The organism is Aeromicrobium sp. PFPM2_SD2, from assembly GCF_057364525.1.
In genome coordinates this window covers 1-2908 of record NZ_JBNFNZ010000321.1, presented here as the reverse complement: position 1 = coordinate 2908, position 2908 = coordinate 1, and the positions used below count along the sequence as shown (strand labels likewise).

Annotated in this window: 4 protein-coding genes; 1 reads left to right on the top strand and 3 read right to left on the bottom strand. The window is 75.0% G+C overall.

Going from position 1 to position 2908, the window contains the following annotated elements:
• Positions 1-715, bottom strand: a 715-nt coding sequence (locus tag AC2W7G_RS12870) for an ATP-binding cassette domain-containing protein (protein WP_485868791.1), incomplete at its 3' end; no start/stop codon positions are given.
• Between the two features lie 192 nt (positions 716-907).
• Between AC2W7G_RS12870 and AC2W7G_RS12865 the strand changes: the two genes are divergently transcribed.
• Positions 908-1192, top strand: coding sequence for a hypothetical protein (locus AC2W7G_RS12865; RefSeq protein ID WP_485868790.1), 285 nt, complete (start codon positions 908-910; stop codon positions 1190-1192).
• Positions 1193-1248: 56 nt separating this feature from the next.
• Here AC2W7G_RS12865 and AC2W7G_RS12860 read toward each other — a convergent pair whose 3' ends face one another.
• A complete protein-coding gene (locus AC2W7G_RS12860) occupies positions 1249-1962 on the bottom strand; it encodes an alpha/beta hydrolase family protein (RefSeq protein WP_485868789.1) in 714 nt (237 codons plus the stop codon).
• The coding region (locus tag AC2W7G_RS12855; RefSeq protein WP_485868788.1) for a DPP IV N-terminal domain-containing protein at positions 1914-2908 on the bottom strand (995 nt) is incomplete at its 5' end. The genes AC2W7G_RS12860 and AC2W7G_RS12855, both read right to left, overlap by 49 nt.

Genomic DNA, 2908 nt, shown 5'->3' with positions numbered 1-2908 from the left:
GGACGTCGCGCTCGGCCGCCTCCCGCTCGACGGCCACGGCCGCCTCGTAGGCGTCCAGGTCGCCGCCGTAGGTGCGCACGCCGCCGTCGCGGACCTCGTGCACGGCCTGGACGTGGCCGAGCAGCTCGCGGTCGTGGCTGGCCACCACGAGGACGCCGCGGAAGTCGTCGACCACCGCGAGCAGCCGGTCCCTGGCCGGGCGGTCGAGGTTGTTGGTCGGCTCGTCGAGCAGCAGGACGTCCGGCTCGATGAGCAGCCGGGCGGCCAGCGCGAGCAGGGTCAGCTCGCCGCCCGACAGGGTGGCGGCGTCGCGGTCGAGCGTCAGCGTCCAGGCCGAGGCGCCGAGCCACGCGGCGGCCCGGGCCTCGACGTCCCAGTCGTCGCCGATGGTGTCGTAGACGGCGGGGGTCGACGCTGCCCGCCTCCACGGCCCGCAGCGCGCGACCCGCTCGGCGACGCCGAGGACGTCCGCGACCGTCGCGCCGTCCTCGGGCAACGGGTCCTGCGGCAGGTGCGCGAGGCGTCCCTCGACCAGCCGCGTGCCCGCGGTCGGGACGAGGTCGCCGGTCAGGACGCGCAGCAGGGTGGACTTGCCCGACCCGTTGTCGCCGACCAGGCCGTGGCGGCCGGGTCCGAGGTCGAGCGTGACGGCGTCCAGGACGGTGCGGCCGTCGGGCCAGGTGTGGGTCAGGTCGTGCAGGGCGAGATGGGGCATGGGGCCTCCAGGCAAGAGTCGTGGTGACGGGATGCGTGGAGACGCTGCGTGGACGACGCGCGGTCGAGGGTGCCGGAGGGCAGAGGTCGACGAGGACGCGCGGCGGTGCCGCGCAGGGTCTCGGACCTCAGCTCTTCAACGGATGCGTACCTCGTGGTCGGTGTCGGGACCGGGCCATCCTACGCTTCCGGTGTGCAGGACGTGTGGTTCGACGAGCTCGACGACGCCGAGGCGTTCGTCGCCGCGCTGGACGAGGCCGGGTACGGCAGCGCCGTGCGGCGCGAGATGTTCGCCGGCGAGGAGGACGACGAGGACCTCGCCGCCGTCGTCGCGGTGGACCGCTGGGACGACGCCGCCGAGGACCTGGCCGACGCGTTCGGCGGCTGGGTGCCGCCCGAGGCCGAGCCGCCGGCCGCCCCGGTGGTGCCGCTCGAGCTGCCCACCCAGCCCAAGCGACTCAAGCGGCCCCTGGGGTGACGGATCTTCATGCGTCCGGGTCGCTCCGCGACCCGGACGCATGAAGATCCGTCGGGCTACGCCCCGAGGTGGGTGCGCAGGAAGTCGAGCTGGAGCAGCTTGAGATTCTCGGCGACCGTCTCCTGCGGCGTCATGTGGGTGACGCCCGACAGCGGCAGCACCGTGTGCGGGCGTCCGGCGGCCAGCAGCGCGGACGACAGTCGCAGCGTGTGCGCCGCGACGACGTTGTCGTCGGCCAGCCCGTGGATGATCATCAGCGGACGCTCGAGGCCGGGCGCCAGGTGCGTCAGCGAGTTCTCGTCGTACACGCCGGGACGCTCGTCGGGGTGGCCCAGGTAGCGCTCGGTGTACGCGGTGTCGTACAGCCGCCAGTCGGTCACCGGGGCCCCCGCGACCGCGGCGTGGAAGACGTCCGGACGCGCGAGCACGGCCAGGGCGGCCAGGTAGCCGCCGTACGACCAGCCGCTCATGCCGACGCGGGACGTGTCGAGGTCGTCGGGCAGCGCGGCCGCCACGCCCAGCAGCGCGTCCACCTGGTCCTGCAGCGTCGGGCCGGCGAAGTCGTGCAGGATCGCGTGCTCCCACGAGATCGATCGGCCCGGGGTGCCCCGGCCGTCGGCCACGACGACGGCGAAGCCCTGATCGGCGTACCACTGGGCCTCGAGGAACATCCGCGCCGAGCTGAGCACCATCTGCGCGCCGGGGCCGCCGTACGGGAGCATCAGCACCGGCAGCCGGCGCGAGCCGGGCACGTGCTCGCGGGGCAGCACGACCGCGGCGCGCAGGTCGCGCTCGCGACGGTCAGCAGCCGCACCTGCGGCTGGAACGGCGCCTCCTCGCTCACCACGCGCACGTCGCGCGGGTCGGTGCCGTCGCGGAAGACCGTCACGGTCGGGCGCACCGACTCCAGGGACGCGCGGGTCACGACGGTGGTGCCGCCGCCGACCACGGCGCCGTGGACGGCCGCACCGGACGTGACGGGGTCGACCGAGCCGTCCAGACCGAGCCGCACGACGTGCACCTGCGTCGGGTCGTCGGAGGCGGTCACCACGACCGCGTCGGGGTGCACCGAGACGATGCCGCGCACGTGCCAGGTGTCGTCGCCGAGCGGCTCGCCGTCGACGCACACACGCCGCTTGTCGCCGACCTCCTCGAGCGTCACGAGCCGTCCGCCGGGGCCGAAGCGGGCGGGGGAGTGGTTCGGCTCGACCCACGCGGCGGACGTGAGGTCGCGCAGCACGCGCGTCGCGCCGGTGGCCGGGTCGACGGCGAGCACCTGGGAGCGGCGCTGGTCGCGGCCGAGCACGTGGAGGACGGGGTCGCCGTGCTCGGTCCAGGACACCTGGTGGACGTACTCGAACGCCTCGCGGTCCCACACCACCTCGGTGCGGCTGCCGTCCAGGCCGACGAGCCACAGCGTCACCACCGCGTTCGGGGTGCCCGCGGCCGGGTAGCGCTGCGCGACGGGCGTCCGCTCGGGGTGCTCGGGGTCGGCGACGTGCCAGACCGGCACGGGCGACTCGTCGGTGCGCTGGACGAGCAGCGACTGCCCGTCGGGCGCCCACCAGAAGCCGCGGTAGCGGTCGAGCTCCTCGGCGGCGATGAACTCGGCCTGGCCCCACGTCACGTGGTCGCCGTCGGGCTCGACGAGCGCGCGGTCGTCGCTGCCGTCGACGCCGACGACCCGCAGGGGCGCCGCCGCTGGCGTACGCGACG